This window comes from Pseudomonas sp. SJZ079 (assembly GCF_007993865.1).
In the GTDB taxonomy this organism is placed as follows: domain Bacteria; phylum Pseudomonadota; class Gammaproteobacteria; order Pseudomonadales; family Pseudomonadaceae; genus Aquipseudomonas.
In genome coordinates, this window is sequence record NZ_VIUH01000002.1 from 233,863 (window position 1) to 258,379 (window position 24,517).

Genomic DNA, 24,517 nt, shown 5'->3' on the forward strand with positions numbered 1-24,517 from the left:
CAGGATGTGTCGCTCGCTCACCCGGCCGACCTTGCCGGGCCGGGCCGGCGAAACAGGTTTAGCCCTGGGGGTTCTGGGAGTGGCAGGGACAGCCTGACTCAGTGGTTTACTAGATAGGGCTTCTGCGCATGTCATTACCATTTGTATTTCGCACCATCGAACTGGATGGCCAAACTATCCGCACCGCCGTTCGGCCCGGTAACGGGCTGATGGCACCACTGCTGATTTTCAATGGCATTGGCGCCAACCTGGAGCTGGTCATGCCCTTCGTCCGGGCGCTCGACCCCGATCTCGAGGTGATCGCCTTCGACGTACCCGGTGTCGGTGGTTCCTCGACGCCCAGCACGCCCTACCGTTTTCCTGGCCTGGCCAAACTGGCGGCGCGCATGCTCGACTATCTGGATTATGGCCAGGTCAACGTCATTGGCGTGTCCTGGGGCGGTGCCCTGGCACAGCAATTCGCCCACGACTATCCGGAGCGCTGCAAGAAGCTGGTACTGGCGGCGACCTCGGCCGGCGCACTGATGGTACCGGGCAAACCCAAAGTACTCTGGCGCATGGCCAGCCCACGACGTTATATCCAGCCATCCTACGGCGTGCAAATTGCCCCGGACATTTACGGTGGGGCTTTCCGCCGCGATCCGCAACTGGCCCTGGCCCACGCCAGCAAGGTGCGCTCCGGTGGCAAGATGGGCTACTACTGGCAGCTGTTCGCCGGCCTCGGCTGGACCAGCATCCACTGGCTGCACAAGATCCGCCAACCGACCCTGGTGCTGGCTGGCGACGACGACCCATTGATCCCGCTGGTCAACATGCGCCTGCTCGCCTGGCGAATCCCCAATGCCGAGCTGCACGTGATCGACGACGGCCACCTGTTCCTGGTGACTCGCGCCGAAGCGGTGGCGCCCATCATCATGAAGTTCCTCGCCGAGGAGCGCCAACCTGCCGTGATGCACCCGCAGCCCACTCCGGCACGCAGCTACTGACAAGCGGCACCCCGTCGCACAACTGTAGCGCCAAGCCCCCATACTCCGCCCCACTTTAGGGCGGGTTTATCTACTTGAAGTTCTGCGCAACACTGTCTGTAATGGACTGTCTGCCTGCGCTGGCATAAGCCTTGCTGCTGACCCGTACACCTCGAGTCTCAATGGTTTAACGACGGAGTGTTGCCCAATGCGAGACAAGCCACTTATTGGCTCTTTACCTGCCCCTGCCAATTTCATGAATGCGCAAGACGCCATGATCGGGCTGCGTGGCCGTGACTTGCTTTCCACCGTGCGCTCCATGGCGCTGCAAGGGCTCAAGCAACCCGTGCTCAGCGCCCGCCATACGTTGGCCTTGGGCGTCAAGTTGGGCCGCGTATTGCTCGGCGACACGCTGCATAAAGTCAATCCGCAGGATGCCCGCTTCGCCGATCCGACCTGGCAACTCAACCCTTTTTACCGCCGCAGCCTGCAGGCCTACCTGGCCTGGCAAAAACAGCTGAACCTGTGGATCGACGAAAGTCATTTGCCCGCCGATGACCTCGCCCGCGCGCGCTTCGTCTCGACGCTGCTCAGCGACGCACTATCGCCCTCTAACAGCCCGCTCAACCCACTGGCGCTCAAGGAGCTGTTCAACAGCGGCGGCAGCAGCCTGATCAAAGGCCTGGGTCAGCTGTTCGACGACCTGCTGCACAACGATGGCTTACCCAGCCAGGTCAGCAAGCAGGCCTTCGAGGTCGGCCGCAACCTGGCCAGCACACCTGGTGCCGTGGTCTTTCGCAACGAGATGCTGGAGCTGATCCAGTACAGCCCGATGAGCGAAAAACAGTACGCGCGCCCTCTGTTGATCGTTCCGCCGCAAATCAACAAGTTCTATATCTTTGACCTGTCCAACGACAAGAGCTTTGTCCAGTACGCCTTGAAGAACAGTTTGCAGACGTTTATCGTCAGCTGGCGCAACCCCGATGCACGCCATCGCGAGTGGGGCCTGTCGAGTTATGTGCAGGCCCTGGAAGAAGCCGTAGACGCGTGCCGTTCGATTACCGGCAGCAAAGACGTCAACCTGCTCGGCGTGTGTGCCGGCGGCCTGACCAGCGCCGCCCTGCAGGGCTATCTGCAAGCCAAGCGACAGCTGCGCAAAGTCGCCAGCGCGACCTACATGGTCAGCCTGCTGGACAGTCAGATCGACAGCCCGGCCATGCTCTTCGCCGACGAAAAAACCCTGGAAGCAGCCAAGCGCCGCTCCTACCAGCGAGGGGTACTGGACGGTCGCGACATGGCCAAGGTGTTCGCCTGGATGCGCCCCAACGACCTGATCTGGAACTACTGGGTCAACAACTACCTGCTTGGCAAACAACCGCCAGCCTTCGACATTCTCTACTGGAACAACGACAACACCCGCCTGCCGGCCGCACTACATGGCGATCTGATCAATTTTTTCAAGTACAACCCGCTGAATCATTCTGGCGGCCTGGAAGTCTGCGGCACGCCGATCGACCTGAAAAAGATCACCGTCGACAGTTTCAGCGTGGCCGGCATCAACGACCACATCACACCCTGGGACGCGGTATATCGCTCGGCCCTGCTGCTCGGCGGCAACCGGCGCTTTATCCTGTCCAACAGCGGGCATATCCAGAGCATCCTCAATCCACCGGGCAACCCCAAGGCCAACTACTTAGAAAGTGACAAACTCAGCTCTGACCCACGTGCCTGGTACCACGACGCCGAACATGTACAAGGCAGTTGGTGGCCGCAGTGGTTGAGCTGGGCTCAAGAACGCTCCGGTGAGCAGCGTGACACCCTGCCAGCCCTTGGCAGCCAGGACCACCCGGCACTGGAGGCGGCCCCCGGCACCTATGTGCATGTGCGCTAGGCACTCGCTCACTGGCGCTGCGCGTGCAACAGCTGGAGAACCGCTGCTGCACGCGCAACGTGCCGGCGGCACTGCCGCCAGGCCGTTATCTTTCCCTTCCAGCGGTCAAAATAAGAAAGCCCTATGAAAACCCGCGAGCGTATTCTCGAATGCGCCCTGATGCTGTTCAACCAGCAGGGCGAACCGAACGTCCCCACTCTGGAAATCGCCAACGAATTGGGCATCAGCCCAGGCAACCTGTACTACCACTTCCACGGCAAGGAACCGCTGATTCTCGGGCTGTTTGAGCGCTTTCAGGCGGAGTTGGCACCGCTACTCGACCCGCCCGCCGATGCGCGCCTGGATGCGGAAGACTACTGGCTGTTCCTGCACCTGATAGTCGAGCGTATGGCGCACTATCGCTTCCTGTTCCAGGACCTGTCCAACCTGGCTGGACGCTTGCCGAAGCTGGCACGTGGCATCAGCCATTGGCTGAACGCACTGAAACGCACTCTGGCGTCGCTGCTTGCACGCTTGAAAGCGGAAAACCAGTTGGTCAGCGACACCCAGGCTCTGGGCCAACTGGTCGAGCAGATCACCCTGACCCTGCTGTTCTCGCTCGACTACCAACGCATTCTCGGCAGTCAAGGCGAAAGCCGCCTGGTGGTCTATCAAGTGATGATGCTGGTGGCGCCGCACCTGAGGGCAGACTCGCGCTTCGCCGCCGAACATCTGGCCCAACGCTACCTGCAAGCCTGAGCGCTGAAACGCAAGCGCCCGGCACTAGGCCGGGCGCTTGCGCTTGCTGACAGTCTTAGGACTGGCTGGCGGGTGTTACCGGCGCTACTGCTGCAACCGCTGGTGCAGGTGCGGCGGCAGGAGTCGGCGCCGACGCTACAGGCACGGCTGGCTTGGCCACCACCGGCTTGGCGGCTGCTGGCTTTTTCACCACTGGCTTTTTCGCCGCGGCAGGTTTAGCGGCCGCTTTGGCAGCGGGTTTAGCCACAGCTGGTTTAGTAGCGGCTTTGACTGCTGGTTTGGCGACAGCCTTCGGCGCTGGCTTGGCCGCTGCTTTGGTTGCTGGCTTGGCGGCAGGCTTGACCGACTTCACCGATACACCGGTGAGCTGCTCGATCTGCTTGGTCAAACTTTCGACCTTGGCATTGAGCGCCTTCACTTCGTTACGGCTTGGCACGCCAAGACGCGAGATGGCGTTGTTCAAACGCTTGTCGAAGGCCTCTTCCAGCTCACCCCATTTGCCCATGGCCCGGTCTTTGACTTCATCGACCCGGGATTTGGCAGTGCTGACTTTAGAGTCAACCGTGGTTTTCACCGATTCAACCTGCTTGTCGACTTCACTTTTGGCCTGCTTCTCGGCTTTCTCGCCGTCCTTGACCAGAGTGTCGAACAGCTTGGTGCCGTCCTTGCTGACTTTGGAGTAGGCACCAAGGCCTGCCAACCAGATCTGACGCGAGTATTTTTCAACCTCGCCGATCCAGGAGCTGGTCTGCTTTTCAGTTTTCTTTTTAACAGCCATTCTGCTCTCCTTATTTACTACGAGCGGCATGCTCGAGCAATGCGCTCAACGCGTCCAGCTTAGCAGACAGCGCTTCAACATCGTGTTTCGACGGGATGCCGATACGGTTGAGGCCACTGGCTACGCGGGCGTCGAAGGCCTTCTCGATTTTATCGAGCTGCACGTCGACTTTATTGCGGACGCTGCTGACATTGCTGGTGACGCTGTTCTTCACACTGTCGATCTGGCTGTTGGCCGCATCGACTTGCTCGCTGACCAGCTGCTTGCCTTGCTTTTCAACAGTCTCGCCAGTCTTGATCAGCTCTTTGAAATACTCGCTGCCTTCCTGGCCTGCCTTGGCGTAGGCACCCAGGCCTGCCAGCCAAATTTTGCGAGCATAGACTTTAACGTCGGCCAAACGGGTGGCTTTTTCTTCGGCTTCGACTTTCTTCTTAACGGCAACTTTCGACATGGTGCACCTCACGCGCAGTGGTTTGAGGAAACGCCCACGGAGTGCAGGCTTGAGTGCACGGTATCGAGGAAAATTAGAAACCGCATACTAGCCGCAAAGAATCTGCAAATAGTTGACCTCAGCCGATCAGGCTTTTATCCAGCGCCGCCTCGATTTCACGCTTGATACTGCTGCTCATCGGCGACAACAGCAGACCGAGATTGAGCCGCACGCAGACGCGGTCTTCGCTCACTTCGATGCAGCCATCGGCGCCGCTACGCTTGAATTCCAGGGTGTCGCCGTTCCAACGATAACGCACGTCATATTGGCTAGCCAGGCGCTCGGCGAGTTTCTCGGCTTTTTCCCGGGCCGCCTCGCGACCGAGGGAATGGGCGCGCTCTACGTTGATTTTGGCCATGCTTTTGCTCCTCGCTGCGACCTTAAGTCGCGTGACTATAACAGCCCGCAGCAGGCTCTCGCCCAGCGACCGGGCGTGCATGCCAAGACAAAGGGGGGCTGCAGGTTTAGAATGGCCGCCACTTTGATTCAGCCTCTCTGTTTGGGAAAGGGCGACATGAACGATCCGCGCAAGAGCAGCGAAAGCGAACCCACCACCCACTTCGGTTTTCAGGATGTGCCGGAAAGCCAAAAGGCGCAGAAAGTCGCCGAAGTATTCCATTCGGTGGCGGCCAAGTATGACCTGATGAACGACCTGCTCTCGGCCGGCATGCATCGTCTGTGGAAGCGCTTCACCATCGAATTGTCGGGTATTCGCAGCGGCAATCGAGTACTCGACATCGCCGGAGGCACCGGTGACCTGACCAAACAGTTCGCGCGCTTGGTCGGCCCGACCGGCGAGGTGGTACTGGCGGACATCAACGAGTCGATGCTCAAGGTCGGTCGCGACCGCCTGCTCGACCGCGGCGTGGCCGGCAACGTCAAGTTCGTCCAGGCCGACGCCGAAAAGCTGCCGTTCCCGGACAACCATTTCGACTGCGTGACCATCGCCTTCGGCCTGCGCAACGTCACCCATAAAGAAGACGCGATCCGTTCGATGCTGCGCGTGCTCAAGCCCGGCGGTCGTTTGCTGGTGCTGGAATTTTCCAAGCCTTCCAGCCCCCTGCTGGAAAAGATCTATGACCGCTACTCGTTCAGCTTCATGCCGCTGATGGGCAAGCTGATCACCAACGATGCCGACAGCTACCGCTACCTCGCCGAGTCGATCCGCATGCACCCGGATCAGGACACCCTCAAGGCGATGATGACCGAGGCTGGTTTCGAGCGCGTCACCTACCACAACATGACCGGCGGCATCGTCGCCCTGCACCGCGGCATCAAGCCCTGATGCTGCTGAGCGGGCTGCTGGCCGGGGTCGAACTCGGCGTCAACCGGGTGCTGGCCATGGACAGCACGGCGCTGCCACGCCTGGCGCACCTGAGCGGTCGAGTCATTGCGATCGACTGCCAAGCACCGACGCTCAGCCTGTTTATCCTGGCCGATGGCCAAGGTCTGCGCCTGGCCGCACAGTGGGCCGGCGAGGTCGACTGCCGTCTGCGCGCGCCGCCTGCCAGCCTGCTGCGCCTGGCCACCAGTACAGACAAGAGTGCGCTGTTGCACAGCCCCGAGGTCGAGCTGGACGGTGACAGCACCGCACTGCTGGAGCTTGCCGGAGTTCTGCAAGACCTGGAGCTGGACTGGGAGTACGAGCTGTCGCGTTGGCTCGGTCCAGTCGGCAGCCAGTTACTCGGCAGCCACCTGCGCAGCCGGGCCAACTGGGCGAACCAGACCCTCGACAGCCTGCGCCTGAACCTCGCCGATTACCTCAGCGAAGAGTCGCGCAACCTGGTTGGCCGGCGCGAGGCCGATGCGCGGTTCGCCGAACTGGATAGACTCAAGCTCGCCCTCGAGCGCATCGATGCACGTTTCGAGCGCATCGCCCAACGCCATGATAAGCCCAACGCATGAAGCTGCTTGCCGTCCGCCGCCTGTTCCGTATTCAACGTGTAGTGATCCGCTATCAGCTGGATGACCTGCTGCTGGCCCTGCCTCTGCCGCTATGGATGAGATTGGTGCGCTATGTGCTGCCGTGGCGCTGGTTGCCACGCAGAAGCTTGTCACTGTCGCGCGGCGCACGCCTGCGCCTGGCCCTGGAAGAGCTCGGGCCGATCTTCATCAAGTTCGGCCAACTGCTCTCCACCCGGCGCGACCTGCTGCCAGGGGATATCGCCGATGAACTGGCCAAGCTGCAGGATCAGGTGCCGCCCTTCGACCCGGAACATTCGCGGGAATTGATCGAGATCCAGTTGGGCGCCAAGGTCAGCGAGGTATTCGCTCGCTTCGACAGCAAACCGCTGGCTTCTGCTTCGGTCGCACAGGTGCATGCCGCCCAGCTGAAGAGCGGCGAAGAAGTGGTGGTCAAGGTCATTCGTCCAGGCCTGGGGCCGGTTATCAAGCAGGACTTGGCCTGGCTGTTCCTGCTGGCCAAACTGGCCGAGCGCGCTTCCACCGATGCCCGTCGTCTGCGCCCGGTGGAAGTGGTCAGCGATTACGAGAAAACCATCTACGACGAGCTCGACCTGCTGCGCGAGGCGGCCAACGCCAGCCAGCTGCGGCGCAACTTCGAAGGCTCGCCGCTACTCTATGTGCCCCAGGTGTACTGGGAACTGTGTCGGCCCAAAGTATTGGTCATGGAGCGCATCTATGGCGTCCAGGTCACCGACCTCGCCACCCTGGCCGACCAGCGCACCGACATGAAACTGCTGGCCGAGCGCGGCGTGGAGATCTTCTTCACCCAGGTGTTCCGTGACAGTTTCTTCCACGCCGACATGCACCCCGGCAACATCTTCGTCAGCACTCGCCAGCCGTGGAGCCCGCAGTACATTGCCATCGATTGCGGCATCATCGGCAGCCTGACCGCGGAAGACCAGGACTACCTGGCGCGCAACCTGCTCGCCTTCTTCAAGCGCGACTACCGCCGCGTGGCGCAGTTGCACATCGATTCGGGCTGGGTGCCGGCGCATACCAGGGTCAACGATTTCGAGGCGGCTATCCGCACCGTCTGCGAGCCGATCTTCGAGCGGCCGCTGAAGGATATTTCCTTTGGCCAGCTGCTACTGCGCCTGTTCCAGACGGCGCGGCGCTTCAATATGGAAGTTCAGCCACAGCTGGTGCTGCTGCAGAAGACCCTGCTGAATATCGAAGGCCTGGGCCGCCAGCTGTACCCGGACCTGGACCTGTGGAGCACCGCCCAGCCGTTCCTCGAGCGCTGGATGCGCGAACGGGTCAACCCGCTGCATTTATTGCGCAACCTGCAGCTGCAGGCCGAACAGGTGCCACACCTGTCGCAGATGGCCCGCCACACCCTGGAGCGCCTCAATCAACCGACGCCTGCGACACAACCCCAGACGGTGAGTGGCTGGCAATGGCCGGCCCGTTTGCTCGGCGCCCTGCTGATCGCCGGCGCCGTCACCCAGGAACTGGCGCCCAACCCAGCCGCCTGGCCGAGCTGGGTGATGCTCGCCGGTGGTCTTTATCTGGTACTGCGCCGATAGCCACGCCCGAGTCGCACTGGCACACTAGCTTTATACCCAACAGGCCCGTGATGGGCGGATGTACTGATGAACGACTGGCTCGACGAAATCAACTGGAACAGCGACGGCCTGGTGCCGGCGATTGCTCAGGATCACCAAAGCGGCCGCGTCCTGATGATGGCCTGGATGAACCGCGAAGCCCTGGCCCTGACCGCCAGCGAACAGCGCGCTATCTATTGGTCGCGTTCACGCGGCAAGCTGTGGCGCAAGGGCGAGGAATCCGGGCATGTGCAGAAGTTGCATGAACTGCGCCTGGACTGCGATGCCGACGTGATCATCCTCAAGGTCGAGCAACTCGGCGGCATCGCCTGCCACACCGGCCGGGAGAGTTGCTTCTACCGGGTGTTCGAGCAGGGCGCGTGGAAGACCGTCGACGCCGTGCTCAAGGATCCGCACGCCATCTATGCCACAGGACACCGCCATGACTGACACCCTGAGCCGCTTGGCCGAAGTGCTGGAAGCGCGCAAAGGCGCCGCCGCCGACAGTTCCTACGTCGCCAGCCTGTACCACAAGGGCCTGAACAAGATTCTCGAGAAAGTCGGCGAGGAGTCGGTGGAAACCATTCTCGCCGCCAAGGACGCAGCCGCCAGCGGCGACTGCAGCGACCTGATCTATGAAACCGCCGACCTGTGGTTCCACAGCCTGGTCATGCTCGCCGCCCTCGGCCAGCATCCCCAAGCGGTACTGGACGAGCTGGATCGACGTTTCGGCCTGTCCGGGCATGCGGAAAAAGCCGCACGCCCGCAAACCTGATCAACCTACTACGGAGTACGCATCATGGGATTCGGTGGCATTAGCATTTGGCAACTCCTGATCGTCCTGCTGATCGTGGTCATGCTGTTCGGCACCAAGCGCCTGAAAGGCCTGGGTTCCGACCTCGGTGACGCGATCAAGGGCTTTAAAAAATCCATGGGCAACGAAGCAGAGGACAAGCCTGCGGTGGACGAGCCCAAGGGCCAGACCTTCGACGCCCAGGCGCGCAAAGTCGAAGACCCGGCGAAAAAAGACTGAAAGGTGCTTTGCAACCGGCGAGCGGAGGTCAGGCAAGGCAAAAGTGGCGGAGAACGCGGAGTTTGCGCGCTGTAAATCAGCAGTTCGAAGCCATTTTTACCACAGCATCACCGAGCGCAGACATTTTGAAAACAGCGTTTAAGAGTCGACTCTCATGTTCGATATAGGCTTTACCGAACTGCTGCTGGTTGCCCTGGTTGCCCTGGTGGTACTCGGCCCCGAGCGCCTGCCGGGGGCGGTGCGCACGGCCGGACTGTGGATCGGTCGGATCAAACGCAGCTTCAACTCGATCAAGGCCGAGGTCGAACGCGAAATCGGCGCAGACGAGATCCGCCGCCAGCTGCATAACGAACATATCCTCGAGCTGGAACGGGAGATGAACGCGATGAAGCAGGATATTCTCGCGCCCGGCACCACACCCCCACTTTCGCCCGAACCGACCCAGACCAGCAGTCCAGCACCGGCAGAGGCCACGCCCGCGGCACCGACCGCTGTTAGCCAGGATAAAGCCGCACAACCATGAGTCGACTAACGGAAAGCGACCAGGAAATGCCCCTGGTCTCGCACCTGACCGAGCTGCGTACCCGCCTGCTGCGCAGTGTCGGCGCGATTTTTCTACTGTTCGCCGGGCTGTTCTATTTCTCCCAGGACATCTACGCCCTGGTGGCCGCGCCGCTGCGCGCCTATTTGCCGGCGGGGGCGACGATGATCGCCACCGGCGTCGCCTCGCCCTTCCTCACGCCGTTCAAGCTGACCATGATGGTCGCACTGTTCCTGTCGATGCCGATCATCCTGCATCAGATCTGGGGTTTTATCGCGCCGGGTCTGTACAAGCACGAGAAGCGCATCGCCGTGCCGCTGCTGATTTCCAGCATTCTGCTGTTCTACGGCGGCATGGCTTTCGCCTACTTCGTGGTGTTCCCGATCATGTTCGGCTTCTTCGCCAGCGTCACCCCGGAAGGCGTGGCAATGATGACCGACATCGGCCAGTACCTGGACTTCGTCCTCACCCTGTTCTTCGCCTTCGGCGTGGCCTTCGAGATTCCGGTGGCGACCTTCCTGCTGATCTGGGTGGGCATCGTCGATGTCAAAACCCTGCGCAAGAGCCGCCCCTATGTGGTGGTCGGCTGCTTCGCCATCGGCATGGTGCTGACACCGCCGGATGTGTTCTCGCAGACCCTGCTGGCCGTGCCCATGTGGTTTTTGTTCGAGGCCGGCTTGCTGTGCGGCGCCATGGTCAAACGCCGCGACGAGCAGGCGCCCGAGTCCGATGAAAGCGAGCATGAGCCCAACGACCAGCCGCCTGCCGCCCAGCCGTGAACCTGCTGCTGCTGGAGGACCAGGACTTCGTCGCCGCTGACCGCATACGCCTCAGCGGCCGCCGCCTCAACCACCTGAATGAAGTGCATCGCGCCGAGGCGGGCGACAGCCTGCGAGTCGGGCGCCTGAACGGCTTGATGGGTCGCGGCCAACTGTTGCGTCTGGATGCCCAGGAGGCCGAGTTGCAGGTCGAATTCGACCAGCCGCCGCCGGCCAAACTGCCGCTCACCCTACTGCTGGCCTTGCCTCGGCCGAAGATGCTGCGCCGCGTGCTGCAAACCGTCAGCGCCATGGGTGTACCCACAGTAATCCTGCTGAACAGCTATCGGGTCGAGAAAAGCTTCTGGCAGACACCGTTTCTGCAACCGGACGCGATTCGCCAACAGCTGATTCTCGGCCTGGAGCAGGCCCGCGACACCGTGTTGCCGGACGTGATCATCGAGAAACGCTTCAAGCCTTTCGTCGAAGACCGCCTGGGCCAGCTGACCGCCGGCAGCCTCGGCCTGATCGGCCACCCCGGTGCCTACCCGGACTGCCCACGGGCGGTCGATCGGCCGGTGACCCTGGCCATCGGCCCGGAAGGCGGCTGGATTGCCTACGAGGTGGAAAAACTGCAGGAGGCTGGCTTACAGCCCGTGCAACTCGGTGCACGCATTCTGCGCGTGGAAACCGCGGTGACCGCGCTGCTGGCCAGGTTGTTCTAAGCACGCACACTGCGTGGATTCGTGGCGTTTCTTCGCCTGGATATAATCGGCGGGCTGACGCTGTGTAGCCCGGATGCAATCCGGGGCTGCGCACTCCCCCGATGGCAAACGATTACGGGTTTTCCGCCACCTGCCGGGCCTGCCAGTGCGCCGGCAATAGCTGCCCCTTAAGGGCCGGCGCCTCCTCCAACCGCACATCCCGCGCCGCCAGTGGCTCGCCACACTCGGAACAGACCAGCACGCCGTGCATGGCCGCGCCGCAGCTGCGGTGCACATGCCGAATCGGCGCACCCTCTTCCCCGCTCATATGCCTATCGCCCCAATTCACCAGCGCCAGCACGGCTGGATAGAGGTCGCGGCCCTTTTCGGTCAGGCAGTACTCCTCACGCAGCGGCCGCTGCTGATAGGCCACCTTGCTCAACACTTCGGCCTCGACCAGTTTCTTCAAGCGATCGGCCAGCACATGCCGGGTGATCTGCAGACGCTTCTCGAACTCATCGAAACGGCGTATCCCCAGAAAACTTTCGCGCAACACCAGCAAGGTCCAGCGATCGCCAACCACCGACAGCGTGCGCGCCAGCGAACAGGGTTGTTGAGCAAGGTCTTCCCAACGCATGAGCCAATCTCCAGCAATCGATGGCCCACCATAGCTTGACAGGTTCCAAATTGGAACCGACTATCGTTAAGGTTCCAAAAAAGAACTTAGGAGAAAAGAGATGAATCAACGCAAAGCAATCCTGGTCATGGGCGCCGGCGATGCCACCGGCGGGGCTATCGCCAAGCGCTTCGCCCGCGAGGGGTATGTCGCCTGCGTCGCCCGCCGCCATGCGGACAAACTGCAACCGCTGGTCGACGCCATCGAGGCCGAGGGCGGCACGGCACGCGCCTTCGGCTGCGACGCGCGAATTGAAGCCGAGGTGCTGGAACTGTTCGCCACCATCGAGCAAGAGGTCGGTCCGCTGGAAGCCGTGGTGTTCAATATCGGCGCCAACGTGCAGTTCGCCATCACCGACACCACCGAGCGGGTCTATCGCAAGGTCTGGGAAATGGCCGCACTGGCCGGTTTCCTCACCGGCCGCGAGGCCGCACGGGTGATGCAAGCGCGCGCGCGCGGCACCATCATCTTCACCGGTGCCACCGCCTCGCTACGCGGTCGAGCCAATTTTTCCGCCTTCGCCAGCGCCAAATTCGCCCTGCGCGCACTGGCCCAGAGCATGGCACGGGAACTCGGCCCACAGGGTATCCATGTCGCCCATCCGATCATCGACGGCGCCATCGACACCGCCTTTATCCGCGAGACTTTCCCCGAGCTTTACCAACGCAAAGAGCAGGACGGCATCCTCAACCCCGAGCATATCGCCGAGACGTACTGGCAGATCCACGGCCAGCCGCGCGATTGCTGGGTGCATGAGTTGGACCTACGGCCCTGGACGGAAACTTTCTGAGCGCCGACTTCTCTGCCTCACTCCGTCGCCCGGATGCAATCCGGGGAACGGCTTATCTCGAACCCAACAAGCAGGAAGATGCTATGAGCAAAAGCGTAGAGTTCTTTTTCGATTTCGGCAGCCCGACCAGTTACCTGGCCTGGACCCAGTTACCCGGCATCGCCGCAGCGGCGGATGCGCAGATCATCTGGCGACCGATGCTCCTCGGCGGGATTTTCAAGGCGACGGGCAACCAGTCGCCGGTGAGTATTCCAGCCAAGGGGCGCTATATGCTGCAAGACCTGGCGCGCTTTGCCGAACGCTACGGCGTCGCCATGCACTTCAATCCGCACTTCCCGATCAATACCCTGACGTTGATGCGTGGCGCCGCCGGCTACCTCGACACGCCTCAGCTGCAGCCCTATTTGCGCGCAGTCTTCGACGCCATGTGGGTACAACAGCAAAACCTCGGCAACCCCGAAGTGCTCGCCGAGGTGTTAACCGTAGCCGGTCTGGATCGGGCGGCGTTCGAAGCCCTGGTCAACGATGAAGCCGTCAAGCAACGGCTGAAAGACACTACCGATGAAGCGATAAAGCGCGGCGTCTTCGGCGCACCGACGTTCTTCGTCGGCAAACAGATGCACTTCGGCCAGGATCGCCTCGATTTTGTCGCCGAGGCCCTGGCACAACCCGCCTAGAGGCTCTCGGCAAACAGCCGGGTCACCCGCTGACTGAGTTCGGTCGCACTCAGGTCGCCGCGCATGGCCTCGCTCAACTGCTGATCCAGCAGCAACTGAGCGAGGCCATGCACCAGGCTCCAGGCCGCCAGTGTCGCCACCAACGGATCACGCGTTGGCGCCGCCGCGCGCACAGTCTGTCCGAGCAACTCGTAGAGCTCAGTCGCCGCCTGCTGCAACTCGGGGTAGCGCGCCTTGTCCAGTGCAGCGGAAAACATCAGGGCAAAACGCCCTGGGTGCGCGAGAGCAAACTCGACATAGCGCTGTCCCAGCGCGGCCAGACCCTGCGACCCGCTCGCGCGCGTCCAGTCGGCCAGGTCATGGAAGGCTTGTGCCGCCAACGCCGCCAGCAGGCTGTCGCGATCGGGAAAATGCCGATAGGGCGCGTTGTGCGAGACACCGGCGCGGCGCGCCACCTCACGCAGGCTGATGACGGCCAGGCCGCCCTCGGCGAGTAGCTGCGCGGCAGCCGCTACTAGCGCAGCCTTCAAATCGCCATGGTGATAGGGCCGCGCAGGCGCCTCTTTATCTAGTGTTGACACTGACAACATCTCCTCGTATGTTGGCTCCGTCAACATTATGCCGAACGGTCAGCCAGCGGCGCCAGTCGACAGCCCAGATATCCAGGAGGTTCGCCATGCTATTCATCGCGCTACTGATTGTGTTGGCCGTACTCGCGGCGCTGGCCGACCGCCTCGGCGTGCCTGCCTTGCATAATTGGCCGGCGCGAATGCGCCTGGCCATGGCGTTGGCGCTGCTGTTTGCCGGCAGCGACCACCTGCTCAACCCGCAACGTTACCTGCCGATGCTGCCCGAGGTCCTGCCCTATCACCTGGAGCTGGTGCTATTCACCGGGCTCTGCGAGTTGGCGGGCGCCATCGGTCTGCTGCTGCCGCGCTGGCGGCGCTGGGCGGCGCTCGCCCTAGCGGTGTATTTCGTCTGCGTATTCCCGGCGAATATCAAAAATGCCCTCGACGGCCTGAACGTCGAGGGTCTGCCGGCGGCGACCTGGTACTACTGGTTACGCCTGCCCTTTCAGCCGCTGATCATATTCTGGGCGCTGTATGCCGGCGAAGTGGTCGGCGCTAGATCGCGCCAAGTGCCGGCTAGATAAACAGCGGCAGCAAAACGGCGGCAGAGGCCCGCTCAACAGTTGAGCAAATCACCTGCCGCCGGGTTATGGTTAGGTCAGTCAATTCCTTGGAGTCCAAGTCCATGCGCCCCATGACCATTGACCTGCCGCGCATCGAGCGGGCCCTGCTCAGCGTGGAAGACCTCGAGCACTTTCTCGACCTGCACACCGGTAGCGTCCTGACCGTCGCGCCCGGCGACCCGGTGCCGGGCGCCGATGAAAAATACGACGTCCAGCCGGAGCGCTACCTGCCCATCCAGCCCTTGCCACTCGGCGCGGCCCTGGCCATGCGCGAGGCCTTCCTGTACAGCCTGCACGACCCCCACGCGCATACCGCACTGAGCCACGCATTGGCCGGGCGCAAGCCGCTGCGCACCTTCGACTACCAGCTGCAACGGCTACCGCAGGTACGTCAGGCCTGGCTCGCGTATCAAGCCGAGCACATCCGCGACGAAGTCGTGGAGTGGTTGGAAAGCAACGGCCTGGAACTGGCGCAGACAGGCTAACCAGCGGTAGGAAAACCACTGAGCTCGAGCTGCGATCAGCTTTCCAGGAGAAAGGTCACCGGGCCGTCATTGACCAGGTGCACCTGCATCTCGGCCCCGAAGCGACCCGTGGCGACCTGCGCGTGCTTGGCCTGCGCCTGCTCGACCAGCAACTCGAACAGCTCGGCGCCCAGGGCCGGTGGCGCGGCGCTGGAGAAGCTCGGCCGCAGCCCGCTCTTGGTGTCGGCGGCCAGGGTGAACTGCGACACCAGCAGCAGGCCGCCGCCGACGTCGCCGAGCGACAGGTTCATCTTGCCCTCGGCGTCGCCGAACACGCGGTAGTTGAGCAGCTTGTGCAGCAGTTTGGCGACGCTCGCCGGGGTGTCTTGCGGCTCGACGCCGACCAGGGCCAACAGGCCTTGATCGATGGCCCCGACCACCTCCCCGGCGACCTCCACCCGCGCGCAGCGCACGCGCTGGATCAGTGCCTTCATGCTTCGTCCGGGGACAGGTTGAGCAGGCGCCGGGCGATCTGGTTGGCCGCGCGCACCAGCGCATCGGTAATCCCGGTTTCGGACGCCGCATGACCGGCATCGCGAATAATCTGCAGCTCGCTGTTCGGCCAGGCCTGGTGCAGTTCCCAGGCGTTATCCAGCGGACAGATCACGTCGTAGCGGCCATGCACTATCACCCCCGGCAGGTGGGCGATTTTCGGCATGTCGCGGATCAATTGGTCGGGTTCGAGGAAGGCGTTGTTGACGAAGTAGTGGCACTCGATACGGGCAATCGACAGCGCCCGGTGCGCTTCGCTAAAACGATCCACCACCTGCGGATTCGGCCGTAACGTGGCCGTGCGCCCTTCCCAGGCCGACCAGGCCTTGGCCGCATGCATCTGGGCGATCTGGTCGTTGCCGGTCAGGCGCTTGTAGAACGCCTGCATCAGATCGCCGCGTTCGTCGACCGGGATCGGCGCCACATAGTCCTGCCAGTAATCGGGGAACATGCGGCTGGCGCCGGCCTGGTAGAACCACTGAAACTCCTGCGGCCGGCAGAGGAAGATGCCGCGCAGAATCAGCGCATGCACCCGCTCCGGGTGGCTCTGGGCGTAGGCCAGGGCCAGGGTCGAGCCCCAGGAGCCACCGAACAGCACCCACTTGTCGATCCCCAGGTGCGTGCGAATGCGCTCCAGGTCGGCGACCAGGTCCCAGGTGGTGTTGTTCTCCAGGCTCGCGTGCGGCGTCGAGCGGCCACAGCCGCGCTGGTCGAAGGTGACGATGCGGTACAGATTGGGATCGAAGAAACGCCGACTGAGGGCATCGCAACCCGCACCGGGGCCGCCATGGATGAACACCACCGGCAAGCCATCCGGCGAACCGCTTTCGTCCACATAGAGCACATGCGGCGCCTCTACCGCTAGTTCATGGCGGGCATGGGGTTTGATCTCCGGATACAAAGTCTGCATGGTGCGCTCCCGTGTCTTGGCCTACGGTCCCTGTTGGGCGCCGCTCTGATGCTCAACCGGCATCATAACCATGAATCAGGAGTTCGGCATGTCAGTCCGGCAATTCGCCTTACCTTTCATACTGTTTTTCATTCTGCTGGCGGGCTGCGGTGGCCGCGATGATCCGCAAGCCGCACTGGAAGCCGCCGTGCAGCAGCTGCAAGACAACCTTGAGGGCAAGCAGACCCGCGCGGTACTCGAGCAACTGCACCCGCAGTTTTCCGCCCAGCAGAGCTTCGTGCGCGACTGGGCGCAGCGCACCATGACCCTGCTGTTCTTGCGCCACAAGAACATCCAGGTGCTGGCACTCAGTAAACACAGCCAGATCGACCCGACCTACCGCGACAAAGGCCGCAGCGAGGCGCAGATCGCCCTGACCGGCGCCGCAGGCCTGATCCCCGACAGCGCACGGCATTACAGCGTCGCACTGGAGTGGTGGCTGGAGGGCGACGAGTGGAAACTGGCGCGGCTGGACTGGCAGTGAGGCCAGCGGCGCCCTCAGACGCAGCTGGCCTTGGCCTTACAGGTCCCAGTTGAGCGACAGGTTGATGCCGTGCTGGCGCTCATCGGTGCCGCGGAACTGGTAGGACGCGCGCAGTTGCAGGGTCTCGGCCAGCGCATGGCTGATGCCCACGCCGGCCAGGGTCTGGCCACTGGCCGGCGTATGGCCCTGCAACTCGAAGCGGTTGCCGGCAACCGAATTGAGGCCCAGGCGCAGGTCACGCGCGTCGTCCTCGAACTCGCGCTCGCGGGCGATTTCGGCGAACACTTGGGTCGCCGGGGCGAGCTGGTAGTTCATCTGCAACCCCAGACCCAGGCGCTTGCTGTCGCGTTGCTGGTCGTCGAAGTTGAGTGAGGTAGCACTCATGCCGCGCTCGCGATAGCCGTCCACCTCGACCTTGGCATAGTCGGCGCTGATGAACGGGCTGACCCGCCAACCCGTGCCGGCATTGGCCAGGTCATAGCCCAGGCGCCCGGACAGAGCCCACAGCTGCCCATCGGTGTCAGCTTTTTCGCTGCGTTCGGTGATCCCCAGGGCGAACTGCCGGTTGAGGTCGCTGTAGTCCAGGTGGCCCAGACTGATGCTGCTATCGGCCCACACTCGGCCGTGCTGGTATTGGGCGAAGGCACTGAGCAAGTAGCTGCGCAGGTCGTACTCCGAGTCGGCCTCGCCCGCCTCGAGCTCCTGCTCCTGCAGGCCCAAGGCCAGGCCCAGGCGCCATTGCTCGCTCAGGCGATAGCTGCTGCCCAGGTTCACGCCCAGGCCCGTGCTGTCGCCGTCGGCCACCGCCTGGTCACGCTGGAACTGCTGGCGTTGGCCGCTGGCGGCGACGAAGCTACGCCACTGACCCACGGCCTGCCAGACGCCGCGGTCGGCCTGCCATTCGCTGCGCAGCTGTTGCTGGTGCGCGTTGAGGCTGGCCATGGCCATTTCCGGCAGCAGCGACACCTGCCACGGCGCGCCAAGAATCGAGTAGATGTAGTCGGCGCTGATCTGCTGCACCGCCGAGGTGGGGTGCACGCCGTCATTGAACATCAGCCGGTCGGGATTCGGCGTGAGCCCGCCCAGGCCCCAGGTCGGGTCGGCCAGGCAGCTGTCACCGCTGAAGCAGACATCGGTCTGGCTGACCAGCGGATCGAAGCCGTAGCTCGCCAGGTCGCCCTTCACCTCGCTCAACAGGCCGCGGAAATTCAGGCGGATGACATTGCCGCCAAGGGCCGCGAGCTGGTTGCCCAGTTGGTCGTTGAGCAATCCCGAGGCGTTCGACCAGGCCGCGCGGAACCCCGAGGCGAAACCGGCCGGGGTCAGGCCCACATCCGGCAGATCCGAGACGATGATGGTGCGCGCCCCTGCCGCCTGCAGCGCCGCCACCCCGGCGACCAGATCGGCTGCCGCAGCGGCGGCGCTGGCCTGGTCGGTGACCACGAATTGCAGCACATCGTTGCCGCCACCGTTGAGGTAGAACAGGGCATCGGGATCGACCCGCGGCACATCCACCAGGTAGCCGTTGCGGGTGCGGATGGTGCCGCCACCGGCATTCACCACCGAGCCGTTGAGCGCGGTGATAGAGGCGAGGATCTGATCGGTGCGGTAGCCGCCCACCGCATAGTTGCTCCCGTCCGGGTTACCGGTGAGCACCTGCGGCAGGATGGGGGTCGAGGGCAGGGCCTGCAGACCGAGCAGGGCCGCCAGGCGCTGGGTGGACACGGCGTCGTAGTACTCGGTGTTATTGGACAAAAAGCCGGGGCCGGTACGGTTGGTGAAGCGCAGGCCTCCGGTAGGGTTGCCGCCCAACAGCGGACTGCCGATATCGGGGAACTGGCCGCTGTCGCTCAGCGAGTCACCGAAGATCACCAATTGCGAGTAGGGCATGGCGTGGGTCGCGGCCGGCAGGCCGGCGAGCAGTACAGCGGCGGTCAGGGTTTTCAGGGAGGGGGTCATGGCTGCTCCTTCTTATTGTGGTTGCCTTACGGCAAGCCAAGAAGGTTATCGCGCACAGCCCAGGGCGACGCTCACCCAAATGGGTGGTGTCGCCCTGCAGATGCTGCGGCGCGCAGCCAAAGAGCCCGGGCCAACTAGCGCCCGTAGTGCTCGCGGCCCCAATCGAGCATGGCCTGGAGCAACTGCCGAATGACCGCCTGAGTCGGCTTGGCCAGGTCCTCGCGGTAGCCGAAGGGCGGCTGTTCGTCCATGTAGTTGCACTGGGCCAATTCCAGCTGCACGGCATGCCGATGCTGCTGCGGCTGGCCGTAATGACGGGTGATGTGGCCGCCTTTGAAGCGCCCGTTCAGCGCATGGCTGTAGCCCTGCGCCTGCGCACAGAGCTGACGCAGGCGCTCGGCCAAGTCGATCGCGCAGCTCGCGCCGCTGTTGCTGCCGAGATTGAAGTCGGGCAAACGCCCGTCGAACAGCCTCGGCACCTGCGAGCGGATCGAGTGAGCGTCGAACAGCAGCGCATAGCCGAACTCCTTCTGCAAGCGCGCCAGCTCGTCGGCCAGGGTCTGGTGATAGGGCTTCCAGATCTGCGCCAGGTAGCGCGCGCGCTCCTCGGTGCCGGGCGCCAGCCCAGGGCGATACAGCGCCTCGCCATCGAACAGGGTGGCGGGAAACAGCCCGGTGGTGGCACTGGCGTACAGCGGTGCGTCGTCCTGCGGCCGGTTGAGGTCGACGACGTAGCGCGAATAGTTGGCCGCCAGGGTGCTGGCGCCCAGTTCGGCGGCGCAGTGGTAGAGCCTGGGGATATGCCAGTCGGTGTCCGGCAGGCTGCGCGCCTGCTCGACCAAGCCGGCCTCGACCGCCGGAGTCAGGCGCAGGCCGGCGTGCGGCATGCTGATCAGCAGCGGCACGCGGCCACGGCTGAACTCGAACGCGTCATCGATCTCAGACATCGGTCAGCTCCTCAGCATGACGGATCACCCGTTTGCCCAGCTCGCCACCCAGCCAATAGGCCAGCTCAGCCGGCCGGGCGATATCCCAGGCGACAAAGTCGGCGACCTTGCCCACTTCCAGGCTGCCGTGGCTGTGGCCCAGGCCCAGGGCCTGGGCCGCGTGCAGGGTGACCCCGGCCAGGGCCTCCTCCGGGGTCATGCGGAACAGGGTGCAGGCCATGTTCATCATCAAGCGTAACGACAGGGCCGGCGAGGTGCCAGGATTGAGGTCGCTGGCGATCGCCATGGCCACGCCATGCCGGCGCAACAGATCGATCGGCGGCAACTGAGTCTCGCGCAGACAATAGAAGGCGCCAGGCAGCAGCACCGCCACGCTGCCGGCGGCGGCCATGGCCTGGGCATCGCTCTCATCCATGAACTCCAGATGATCGGCCGACAGCGCGCCGTAACGCGCTGCCAGGCTGGAGCCGTGCAACGAGGACAGCTGCTCGGCATGCAGTTTGATCGGCAGGCCCAGCTCGCCGGCGCATTGGAACACCCGCTCGACCTGGGCCGGGGAAAACCCCAGGTGCTCGCAGAAGGCGTCCACCGCATCTACCAGCCCTTCGCTGGCCAATTGCGGCAAGATTTCGGCGCAGACCAGGTCGATATAGGCGTCCGCCCGCCCGGCGAACTCCGGCGGCAGGGCGTGGGCCGCCAGGCAGGTGCTGCGCACCGTCACCGGCAGCAGCTCGCCGAGGCGACGGATCACCCGCAGCATCTTGCGCTCGGCGGCCAGGCTCAGGCCGTAGCCGGATTTGACTTCCAGGGTGGTGACGCCCTCGCGCAACAGCTGCCGGGCGCGCAGCAATGCGCCCGTCAGCAGCTCGCCCTCGCTGGCCTCGCGGGTGGCGCGCACGGTGCTGGCGATGCCGCCGCCGGCTGCGGCGATCTCGGCATAGCTGACGCCCTCGAGGCGCTGCTCGAATTCAGCGCTGCGGTCGCCGCCGAACACCAGGTGGGTGTGACAGTCGATCAGCCCCGGGGTCAGCCAGGCGCCGCCGAGGTCGACGGTTTCGCCATAGTCGCCGGCCGGCAGCTCGGCGCGCGGGCCGATCCAGACGATGTGCGCGCCCTCAGTGACCAGCGCCGCGTCCTCGATGATCGAGTAACGGCCGCCGGCCATGCTGGCGGCATGGCAATGTTGCCAACGCTTTTTCATTGCAGGCCTCCGATACTCGCCGCCACTCGCTCGAGAGCGCCGTCTTCACTCAGCAGGGCGGCGGCGCTGGCAATGTCCGGTGCCAGCCAGCGGTCGCTGTCATAGGCCGACACCCGTTCGCGCAGCAGCTCCCAGGCACAATGGGTGCCGACGCCGAAGTGCTGCGCCTTGAGGAACTCGAAGGCCTGGGCCGCCAGCAGGTACTCGATGGCAAGAATCTGCCGGCTGTTGGCCAACGCCTTGCCCAGCTTCAACGCGGCGCTGGTGCCGAGGCTCAGGTGATCCTCCTGCAGACCGGAGGTGACGAAGTTGTCGAGCACCGCCGGCTGCGCCAGCTGACGGTTCTCACCACACAATGCGCCGGCGACGTACTGCACGATCATCATCCCCGAGTTGACCCCGGGTTCTGCAACCAGAAAGGCCGGCAAGCCACTGACCAGCGGGTTGATCAACCGGTCCAGGCGCCGCTCGGCGATACCGCCGAGCTCGGCCACCGCGATGGCCAGCAGATCGGCGGCCATCGCCACCGACTCGCCATGCGGGTTGGCCTGGGACACCACCCGGTAGTCGTCCGGCGTGCCCAGCACCAGCGGATTGTCGGTGACCGAGTTGAGTTCGGTCTCGATCTGCTGCGCCGCATGGGCCAGTTGATCGCGGCAGGCGCCATGCACCTGCGGTATCGCACGGATGCTCAGGGCGTCCTGGGTGCGCAGGCCACGGCTGCTGGCCACGACTTCGCTGCCTTCGAGCAGGGCCCGCAGGTTGTCGCCCACCCGCTGCATGCCAGGGTGCGGTTTCAGCGCGATGACTTCCGGGGCAAAGGCGTCGAGCTGCCCGCGCAACGCCTCGAAGCTCATGGCGCCGATCACGTCGGCCCACTGCATCAGACGACTCGCGTCGGCCAGGGCCAGGCAGCTCAGGCCGGTCATGCACGGCGTGCCATTGACCAGGCACAGGCCATCCTTGGCCCCCAGCTGCACCGGCTGCAGCCCTTCGGCCGCCAGCGCCTGCGTGGCCGGCACGACCTGATCGCGATAGCTCACTTCACCGACACCGAGCAGGGCGATGCCGACATGCGCCATATGGGTCAGATAACCGACCGAGCCCTGCGCGGGCACCCGCGGAGTGATACCGCGGTTGAGCAGTGCCAGCAGCATCTCGACGACCCCACGCTGCACCCCGGACTTGCCGTGACTGTAATTGGCGATGGCGGCGCAGATGATCGCCCGGGTCTGCTCGTTGGTCAGCGCCGGACCGACGCCGCAGGCATGGCTGAGCAGGGTGTTGCGCGACAGCTGGGCGAGCTGCTCGCCCTCCAGCAGCACGTTGCACAGGGCGCCGAGGCCGGTGCTGATGCCGTAGGCCCGCTCCCCCCGGGCGACGATGCGCTCGACCACCGCGCGGGCGTTGTCGATGCGCCCCCAGGCGACCGGCGCCAACTCCAGTTGCGCGCCATGGCGGGCCACCGCCACGACGTCTTGCCAGCGCAAGGGCGCATTACCCAGGACTATGGTTTCGACAGACAACATCTGCATGCTTCCTTAAACAGTAGCCACACGGCGCTGGACGAAACGATCGACGTACTCATCGGCGGGCTGGTAGAGGATTTCCTTCGGCGTGCCGACCTGGATCAGCTGACCGTCCTTGAGAATGGCGATGCGATTACCGATGCGCACGGCCTCGTCGAGGTCGTGGGTGATGAACACTATGGTCTTGTGCAGGGCCTTCTGCAGTTCGAGCAACTGGTCCTGCATCTCGGCGCGAATCAACGGGTCGAGCGCGCTGAAGGCCTCGTCCATCAGAATGATGTCGGTATCCGCCGCCAACGCGCGAGCCAGCCCGACCCGTTGGCGCATGCCGCCGGAAAGCTGGTGCGGATAGGACTTTTCATAGCCCTTGAGGCCGACGGTGTTGATCCAGTGCAGCGCGCGCTCGGCGCAATGGGCCTTGCTCTCGCCGCGCACCTTGAGGCCGTAGGCGACGTTGTCCAGCACCGTCTTGTGCGGCAACAGGCCGAAGCTCTGGAACACCATGCTGATCTTGCGCCGACGGAAGCTGCGCAACGCCTCCCGGTCGTAACGCAGGATGTCCTCGCCATCGACCAGGATTTCACCGCTGGTCGGATCGATCAGGCGGTTGAAGTGACGCACCAGGGTCGACTTGCCGGAGCCGGAGAGGCCCATGATGACGAAGATTTCACCCGGCTCGATAGCCAGCGACAAGTCGTTGACCCCGACCACGCAGTCGGTCGCGGCGAGCACCTGATCCTTGCTCTGGCCCTGCTGAATCATCTTCAGCGCAGCCTCCGGGCGCGCACCGAATATCTTGAAGACGTTCTTCACCACGATCTTGCTCATTTGCTCACCTCATGCCGCGCACGGCCATAGGCCTGGGTGATGCGGTCGATGACCACGGCCAGGATGACGATGGCCAGACCGGCTTCGAGGCCGCGTCCGACGTTGAGGGTCTGGATGCCGATCAACACGTCCTCGCCGAGACCGCGGGCGCCGATCATCGAGGCGATCACCACCATCGACAGGGCCATCATGGTGGTCTGGTTGATTCCGGCCATGATGCTCGGCAGCGCCAGCGGCAGTTGCACGCCAAACAGCTGCTGCCAGCGGTTGGCGCCAAAGGCGTTGACCGCTTCCATCACCTCGCCGTCGACCTGGCGGATACCCAGGTCGGTGAGGCGGATCAACGGCGGCGCGGCGTAGATCACCGTGGCGAAAATCGCCGGCACCTTGCCCAGGCCGAAGAGCATCAGCACCGGGATCAGGTAGACGAAGCTGGGCATGGTTTGCATGATGTCCAGCAGCGGCATCAGCACCGCACGCAGGCGGTTGCTGCGGGCGGACAGAATGCCCAGCGGAATACCGATAATCACCGCGATCAGGGTCGCCACCAGCATCAGTGCCAGGGTCTGCATCAATTTGTCCCAGAGCCCGACCGCACCGACCAGGAACAGCAGGCCGACGATCGCCAGGGTCGGCAGCGTACGGCGTGTGGCGTGCCAGGCGACAGCGGCGACGATGGCCAGCATCAGCCACCAGGGTGTGCCGCGCAGCAGGCCTTCGAGGTTGACGATGGCCCACAACAGGGTGTCGGAGATGTGGCGGAACACATCTCCGTAGTTGGCCACCAGATCGTCGACCCAGGTATTGACCCAATCGGCAATGGAGAAAGTGAAGCGTTCGGGGAACATAGGCTGCTCTCGAT

The 24,517-nt window shown here is 63.7% G+C and carries 30 protein-coding genes; 17 read left to right on the forward strand and 13 right to left on the reverse strand.

The features are described from left to right. Positions 1-128 precede the first annotated feature (128 nt). The 3 genes from phaZ to FBY03_RS03185 all read left to right on the forward strand — a co-directional run bounded on the left by phaZ (position 129) and on the right by FBY03_RS03185 (position 3,594). Positions 129-986, forward strand: a complete 858-nt coding sequence (gene phaZ / locus FBY03_RS03175; RefSeq protein WP_147170746.1) for a poly(3-hydroxyalkanoate) depolymerase — start codon at positions 129-131, stop codon at positions 984-986. A 187-nt stretch (positions 987-1,173) separates the two neighbouring features. Beyond that, a complete protein-coding gene (gene phaC, locus FBY03_RS03180) occupies positions 1,174-2,856 on the forward strand; it encodes a class II poly(R)-hydroxyalkanoic acid synthase (protein WP_147170747.1) in 1,683 nt (560 codons plus the stop codon). A 123-nt stretch (positions 2,857-2,979) separates the two neighbouring features. After that, positions 2,980-3,594, forward strand: coding sequence for a TetR/AcrR family transcriptional regulator (locus tag FBY03_RS03185; protein ID WP_147170748.1), 615 nt, complete (start codon positions 2,980-2,982; stop codon positions 3,592-3,594). Between the two features lie 55 nt (positions 3,595-3,649). Here the strand turns inward: FBY03_RS03185 and FBY03_RS03190 are convergent, their stop codons facing one another. The 3 genes from FBY03_RS03190 to FBY03_RS03200 all read right to left on the reverse strand — a co-directional run bounded on the left by FBY03_RS03190 (position 3,650) and on the right by FBY03_RS03200 (position 5,220). After that, a complete protein-coding gene (locus FBY03_RS03190) occupies positions 3,650-4,372 on the reverse strand; it encodes a phasin family protein (protein WP_147170749.1) in 723 nt (240 codons plus the stop codon). A gap of 10 nt (positions 4,373-4,382) precedes the next feature. Next, positions 4,383-4,823 (reverse strand): phasin family protein, encoded by a 441-nt coding sequence (locus FBY03_RS03195; RefSeq protein ID WP_147170750.1) that lies wholly within the window; start codon positions 4,821-4,823, stop codon positions 4,383-4,385. 118 nt (positions 4,824-4,941) lie between these two features. Continuing rightward, positions 4,942-5,220 (reverse strand): polyhydroxyalkanoic acid system family protein, encoded by a 279-nt coding sequence (locus tag FBY03_RS03200; RefSeq protein ID WP_147170751.1) that lies wholly within the window; start codon positions 5,218-5,220, stop codon positions 4,942-4,944. Between the two features lie 156 nt (positions 5,221-5,376). On the opposite strand from FBY03_RS03200, the gene ubiE reads away from it, so the two are divergent. From ubiE to FBY03_RS03245, 9 genes are all read left to right on the forward strand, one after another. Then, complete coding sequence (ubiE, locus tag FBY03_RS03205) at positions 5,377-6,147, forward strand: bifunctional demethylmenaquinone methyltransferase/2-methoxy-6-polyprenyl-1,4-benzoquinol methylase UbiE (protein WP_147170752.1); 771 nt, start codon at positions 5,377-5,379, stop codon at positions 6,145-6,147. Then, positions 6,147-6,767 (forward strand): SCP2 domain-containing protein, encoded by a 621-nt coding sequence (locus tag FBY03_RS03210; protein WP_147170753.1) that lies wholly within the window; start codon positions 6,147-6,149, stop codon positions 6,765-6,767. Before ubiE ends, FBY03_RS03210 begins: the two co-directional genes overlap by 1 nt. Next, positions 6,764-8,353, forward strand: coding sequence for a ubiquinone biosynthesis regulatory protein kinase UbiB (gene ubiB, locus FBY03_RS03215; protein ID WP_147170754.1), 1,590 nt, complete (start codon positions 6,764-6,766; stop codon positions 8,351-8,353). The genes FBY03_RS03210 and ubiB overlap by 4 nt, the downstream gene beginning before the upstream one ends. Positions 8,354-8,419: 66 nt before the next feature. Next, entirely contained in the window at positions 8,420-8,821 is a 402-nt protein-coding gene (gene hisI, locus FBY03_RS03220) for a phosphoribosyl-AMP cyclohydrolase (protein ID WP_147170755.1), read from the forward strand. After that, positions 8,814-9,146 (forward strand): phosphoribosyl-ATP diphosphatase, encoded by a 333-nt coding sequence (locus tag FBY03_RS03225; protein WP_147170756.1) that lies wholly within the window; start codon positions 8,814-8,816, stop codon positions 9,144-9,146. The genes hisI and FBY03_RS03225 overlap by 8 nt, the downstream gene beginning before the upstream one ends. A gap of 24 nt (positions 9,147-9,170) precedes the next feature. After that, positions 9,171-9,404 carry a twin-arginine translocase TatA/TatE family subunit gene (gene tatA, locus FBY03_RS03230; RefSeq protein WP_025164183.1) on the forward strand — a complete coding sequence of 78 codons (234 nt, stop codon included), beginning with the start codon at positions 9,171-9,173 and terminating at the stop codon, positions 9,402-9,404. Positions 9,405-9,558: 154 nt separating this feature from the next. Then, the gene (gene tatB / locus FBY03_RS03235; RefSeq protein WP_147170757.1) at positions 9,559-9,927 is read left to right on the forward strand and encodes a Sec-independent protein translocase protein TatB; all 369 of its coding nucleotides are present in this window, start codon (positions 9,559-9,561) and stop codon (positions 9,925-9,927) included. Beyond that, a complete protein-coding gene (tatC, locus tag FBY03_RS03240; protein WP_147170758.1) occupies positions 9,924-10,724 on the forward strand; it encodes a twin-arginine translocase subunit TatC in 801 nt (266 codons plus the stop codon). Before tatB ends, tatC begins: the two co-directional genes overlap by 4 nt. Further along, entirely contained in the window at positions 10,721-11,428 is a 708-nt protein-coding gene (locus FBY03_RS03245; RefSeq protein WP_147170759.1) for a 16S rRNA (uracil(1498)-N(3))-methyltransferase, read from the forward strand. The genes tatC and FBY03_RS03245 overlap by 4 nt, the downstream gene beginning before the upstream one ends. A gap of 112 nt (positions 11,429-11,540) precedes the next feature. Here FBY03_RS03245 and FBY03_RS03250 read toward each other — a convergent pair whose 3' ends face one another. Next, positions 11,541-12,044, reverse strand: coding sequence for a helix-turn-helix domain-containing protein (locus FBY03_RS03250; RefSeq protein ID WP_147170760.1), 504 nt, complete (start codon positions 12,042-12,044; stop codon positions 11,541-11,543). Positions 12,045-12,144: 100 nt separating this feature from the next. On the opposite strand from FBY03_RS03250, the gene FBY03_RS03255 reads away from it, so the two are divergent. Then, positions 12,145-12,873 (forward strand): SDR family oxidoreductase, encoded by a 729-nt coding sequence (locus tag FBY03_RS03255; RefSeq protein WP_147170761.1) that lies wholly within the window; start codon positions 12,145-12,147, stop codon positions 12,871-12,873. 83 nt (positions 12,874-12,956) lie between these two features. Continuing rightward, complete coding sequence (locus FBY03_RS03260; RefSeq protein ID WP_147170762.1) at positions 12,957-13,550, forward strand: 2-hydroxychromene-2-carboxylate isomerase; 594 nt, start codon at positions 12,957-12,959, stop codon at positions 13,548-13,550. Here the strand turns inward: FBY03_RS03260 and FBY03_RS03265 are convergent. After that, positions 13,547-14,131, reverse strand: coding sequence for a TetR/AcrR family transcriptional regulator (locus tag FBY03_RS03265; RefSeq protein ID WP_218570753.1), 585 nt, complete (start codon positions 14,129-14,131; stop codon positions 13,547-13,549). The genes FBY03_RS03260 and FBY03_RS03265 overlap by 4 nt on opposite strands. A 95-nt stretch (positions 14,132-14,226) precedes the next feature. On the opposite strand from FBY03_RS03265, the gene FBY03_RS03270 reads away from it, so the two are divergent. Next, positions 14,227-14,703 (forward strand): DoxX family protein, encoded by a 477-nt coding sequence (locus FBY03_RS03270; protein ID WP_178090542.1) that lies wholly within the window; start codon positions 14,227-14,229, stop codon positions 14,701-14,703. 101 nt (positions 14,704-14,804) lie between these two features. After that, positions 14,805-15,227, forward strand: coding sequence for a UPF0158 family protein (locus tag FBY03_RS03275; RefSeq protein ID WP_147170765.1), 423 nt, complete (start codon positions 14,805-14,807; stop codon positions 15,225-15,227). Positions 15,228-15,262: 35 nt separating this feature from the next. Here the strand turns inward: FBY03_RS03275 and dtd are convergent, their stop codons facing one another. Both dtd and pip read right to left on the reverse strand, forming a co-directional pair. Next, the gene (gene dtd, locus FBY03_RS03280; RefSeq protein ID WP_147170766.1) at positions 15,263-15,700 is read right to left on the reverse strand and encodes a D-aminoacyl-tRNA deacylase; all 438 of its coding nucleotides are present in this window, start codon (positions 15,698-15,700) and stop codon (positions 15,263-15,265) included. Next, positions 15,697-16,668: a prolyl aminopeptidase gene (gene pip, locus FBY03_RS03285; protein ID WP_147170767.1), complete on the reverse strand. Its 972-nt coding sequence runs from the start codon at positions 16,666-16,668 to the stop codon at positions 15,697-15,699. The genes dtd and pip overlap by 4 nt, the downstream gene beginning before the upstream one ends. Positions 16,669-16,756: 88 nt before the next feature. On the opposite strand from pip, the gene FBY03_RS03290 reads away from it, so the two are divergent. Beyond that, positions 16,757-17,191, forward strand: a complete 435-nt coding sequence (locus FBY03_RS03290) for a hypothetical protein (protein WP_147170768.1) — start codon at positions 16,757-16,759, stop codon at positions 17,189-17,191. Positions 17,192-17,227: 36 nt separating this feature from the next. On the opposite strand, the gene FBY03_RS03295 is transcribed toward FBY03_RS03290, so the two are convergent. The 6 genes from FBY03_RS03295 to FBY03_RS03320 form a co-directional block, all read right to left on the reverse strand. Further along, positions 17,228-19,150, reverse strand: coding sequence for an autotransporter domain-containing SGNH/GDSL hydrolase family protein (locus tag FBY03_RS03295; protein WP_147170769.1), 1,923 nt, complete (start codon positions 19,148-19,150; stop codon positions 17,228-17,230). Between the two features lie 134 nt (positions 19,151-19,284). Then, positions 19,285-20,097, reverse strand: coding sequence for an N-formylglutamate deformylase (hutG, locus tag FBY03_RS03300; RefSeq protein ID WP_371920742.1), 813 nt, complete (start codon positions 20,095-20,097; stop codon positions 19,285-19,287). Beyond that, positions 20,090-21,298 carry an imidazolonepropionase gene (gene hutI, locus FBY03_RS03305; RefSeq protein ID WP_147170770.1) on the reverse strand — a complete coding sequence of 403 codons (1,209 nt, stop codon included), beginning with the start codon at positions 21,296-21,298 and terminating at the stop codon, positions 20,090-20,092. Before hutI ends, hutG begins: the two co-directional genes overlap by 8 nt. Further along, on the reverse strand, positions 21,295-22,827 hold the full coding sequence (gene hutH / locus FBY03_RS03310) for a histidine ammonia-lyase (protein ID WP_147170771.1): 1,533 nt from the start codon (positions 22,825-22,827) through the stop codon (positions 21,295-21,297). The genes hutI and hutH overlap by 4 nt, the downstream gene beginning before the upstream one ends. Positions 22,828-22,839: 12 nt before the next feature. Next, complete coding sequence (locus FBY03_RS03315; protein WP_147170772.1) at positions 22,840-23,655, reverse strand: glycine betaine/L-proline ABC transporter ATP-binding protein; 816 nt, start codon at positions 23,653-23,655, stop codon at positions 22,840-22,842. Further along, positions 23,652-24,503: a proline/glycine betaine ABC transporter permease gene (locus FBY03_RS03320; RefSeq protein WP_147170773.1), complete on the reverse strand. Its 852-nt coding sequence runs from the start codon at positions 24,501-24,503 to the stop codon at positions 23,652-23,654. Before FBY03_RS03320 ends, FBY03_RS03315 begins: the two co-directional genes overlap by 4 nt. Positions 24,504-24,517 lie beyond the last annotated feature (14 nt).

Coding starts and splice junctions, on each gene's coding strand:
- phaZ (WP_147170746.1), top strand. CDS start 129: ATGTCATTACCATTTGTATTTCGCACCATCGAACTGGATGGCCAAACT.
- phaC (WP_147170747.1), top strand. CDS start 1,174: ATGCGAGACAAGCCACTTATTGGCTCTTTACCTGCCCCTGCCAATTTC.
- FBY03_RS03185 (WP_147170748.1), top strand. CDS start 2,980: ATGAAAACCCGCGAGCGTATTCTCGAATGCGCCCTGATGCTGTTCAAC.
- FBY03_RS03190 (WP_147170749.1), bottom strand. CDS start 4,372: ATGGCTGTTAAAAAGAAAACTGAAAAGCAGACCAGCTCCTGGATCGGC.
- FBY03_RS03195 (WP_147170750.1), bottom strand. CDS start 4,823: ATGTCGAAAGTTGCCGTTAAGAAGAAAGTCGAAGCCGAAGAAAAAGCC.
- FBY03_RS03200 (WP_147170751.1), bottom strand. CDS start 5,220: ATGGCCAAAATCAACGTAGAGCGCGCCCATTCCCTCGGTCGCGAGGCG.
- ubiE (WP_147170752.1), top strand. CDS start 5,377: ATGAACGATCCGCGCAAGAGCAGCGAAAGCGAACCCACCACCCACTTC.
- FBY03_RS03210 (WP_147170753.1), top strand. CDS start 6,147: ATGCTGCTGAGCGGGCTGCTGGCCGGGGTCGAACTCGGCGTCAACCGG.
- ubiB (WP_147170754.1), top strand. CDS start 6,764: ATGAAGCTGCTTGCCGTCCGCCGCCTGTTCCGTATTCAACGTGTAGTG.
- hisI (WP_147170755.1), top strand. CDS start 8,420: ATGAACGACTGGCTCGACGAAATCAACTGGAACAGCGACGGCCTGGTG.
- FBY03_RS03225 (WP_147170756.1), top strand. CDS start 8,814: ATGACTGACACCCTGAGCCGCTTGGCCGAAGTGCTGGAAGCGCGCAAA.
- tatA (WP_025164183.1), top strand. CDS start 9,171: ATGGGATTCGGTGGCATTAGCATTTGGCAACTCCTGATCGTCCTGCTG.
- tatB (WP_147170757.1), top strand. CDS start 9,559: ATGTTCGATATAGGCTTTACCGAACTGCTGCTGGTTGCCCTGGTTGCC.
- tatC (WP_147170758.1), top strand. CDS start 9,924: ATGAGTCGACTAACGGAAAGCGACCAGGAAATGCCCCTGGTCTCGCAC.
- FBY03_RS03250 (WP_147170760.1), bottom strand. CDS start 12,044: ATGCGTTGGGAAGACCTTGCTCAACAACCCTGTTCGCTGGCGCGCACG.
- FBY03_RS03255 (WP_147170761.1), top strand. CDS start 12,145: ATGAATCAACGCAAAGCAATCCTGGTCATGGGCGCCGGCGATGCCACC.
- FBY03_RS03260 (WP_147170762.1), top strand. CDS start 12,957: ATGAGCAAAAGCGTAGAGTTCTTTTTCGATTTCGGCAGCCCGACCAGT.
- FBY03_RS03270 (WP_178090542.1), top strand. CDS start 14,227: ATGCTATTCATCGCGCTACTGATTGTGTTGGCCGTACTCGCGGCGCTG.
- FBY03_RS03275 (WP_147170765.1), top strand. CDS start 14,805: ATGCGCCCCATGACCATTGACCTGCCGCGCATCGAGCGGGCCCTGCTC.
- dtd (WP_147170766.1), bottom strand. CDS start 15,700: ATGAAGGCACTGATCCAGCGCGTGCGCTGCGCGCGGGTGGAGGTCGCC.
- pip (WP_147170767.1), bottom strand. CDS start 16,668: ATGCAGACTTTGTATCCGGAGATCAAACCCCATGCCCGCCATGAACTA.
- FBY03_RS03290 (WP_147170768.1), top strand. CDS start 16,757: ATGTCAGTCCGGCAATTCGCCTTACCTTTCATACTGTTTTTCATTCTG.
- FBY03_RS03295 (WP_147170769.1), bottom strand. CDS start 19,150: ATGACCCCCTCCCTGAAAACCCTGACCGCCGCTGTACTGCTCGCCGGC.
- hutG (WP_371920742.1), bottom strand. CDS start 20,097: ATGTCTGAGATCGATGACGCGTTCGAGTTCAGCCGTGGCCGCGTGCCG.
- hutI (WP_147170770.1), bottom strand. CDS start 21,298: ATGAAAAAGCGTTGGCAACATTGCCATGCCGCCAGCATGGCCGGCGGC.
- hutH (WP_147170771.1), bottom strand. CDS start 22,827: ATGTTGTCTGTCGAAACCATAGTCCTGGGTAATGCGCCCTTGCGCTGG.
- FBY03_RS03315 (WP_147170772.1), bottom strand. CDS start 23,655: ATGAGCAAGATCGTGGTGAAGAACGTCTTCAAGATATTCGGTGCGCGC.
- FBY03_RS03320 (WP_147170773.1), bottom strand. CDS start 24,503: ATGTTCCCCGAACGCTTCACTTTCTCCATTGCCGATTGGGTCAATACC.